Origin of the sequence: Vibrio sp. Vb1337 (assembly GCF_033338715.1) — a bacterium.
Classification (GTDB): Bacteria; Pseudomonadota; Gammaproteobacteria; order Enterobacterales; family Vibrionaceae; genus Vibrio; species Vibrio alginolyticus.
Map to the genome: position 1 here is coordinate 1 of NZ_JAWOTD010000138.1, position 1261 is coordinate 1261.

The 1261-nt window shown below is 47.1% G+C and carries 1 protein-coding gene and 1 pseudogene; both read right to left on the reverse strand.

The features are described from left to right. A pseudogene (locus R7E42_RS24515) lies at nt 1-141 on the reverse strand (short chain dehydrogenase); the annotation flags it as partial. Further along, a partial coding sequence (locus R7E42_RS24520; protein ID WP_318073166.1) for a cryptochrome/photolyase family protein occupies nt 141-1261 on the reverse strand: 1121 nt, incomplete at its 5' end. The gene R7E42_RS24520 and the pseudogene R7E42_RS24515, both read right to left, overlap by 1 nt.

A 1261-nucleotide genomic window follows, 5' to 3' on the forward strand; every position in this document is an offset into this window, starting at 1 on the left:
CCAAATCAAGGCTGAATGTTCATAATCAGGTGTTGTGCGCCGATAGGTCGCGTGAATTTGTGCCAGCGGAAAGCGCACTAGTGCTTCTTTGACCATCGCCAAACCAATCCCTCCGTTTCCGCCGACGATCAAAATGTTCATCACAAATGCTCCAAATCCGCGATATAGCGTTCAGCCGTCTCAAGGATCGCTTGCCGTTGCGAAGCTTCCATATTGTCCCAAGACCGGAAAATCATGCCGATGCGTGGATTGGTAGCGAGTCGCTTTTCATGCTTGTCCATAAATCGCCAATAAAGACTATTAAACGGACAAGAGCCTTCACCACTGCGCGCCTTGTTGTCATAGTGGCAACCTTTACAGTAATCGCTCATTTTGTTGATGTACGACCCGCTTGCGGCATAAGGCTTGGTGCCAACAATGCCACCATCGGCGAACAATGCCATACCGCGTGTATTGGGCATTTCTACCCACTCAATCGCATCGACATAAATGCCTAGATACCAAGCATCTACTTGGTCAGGATTCATCTCGGTGAGCAAACAAAAGTTGCCCGTCACCATCAAACGCTGAATATGATGGGCGTAGGCATAATCGAGAGACTGGCCTATTGCATTACGCATACAAGCCATCTTGGTTTTTCCTGTCCAAAAGTAGTCGGGTAAATCACGTGATGCTTCGAGCTCATTTTTCTGCGGATACTGCGGCATATTCGCCCAGTACACACCCCGAATGAATTCCCGCCAACCTAAGATCTGACGAATGAATCCTTCTACCTGCGCAATATCGATGTGTTTGTTTGATTGGTACGCACTAAGTGCAGCATCTATTACCTCTTTGGGGTGCAGTAACTTACTGTTCATCGAGAACGACAAACGACTGTGGTACAAACTCCATTTGGATTCGTGCTCCGCCGTCATCGCATCTTGAAACCGACCAAAATGAGGGAGACAAACCTGACAAAAATGCGCGAGTAAAGATAGGCTTTGAGCGCGATTCACTGGCCATAACAAATCACCATTGAGTGAACCAATGGTCGAGATCTTGTGTCGCGTTAATCGCTCTACAATCTCGTCAACATTCAGGCTAAACATCAGCGGTTTGGGTAATTGCTCGATATCTTTCACTTTCAGTTTATTACGGTTGTTGGCATCGTAATTCCACTTTTCACCCACTGGCTTACCGTCTTGCATCAAAATATCAAAGCGCTTGCGCATCCGTCGGTAAAAGTGCTCCATCATGATGTGTTTACCTTGCGGGAACT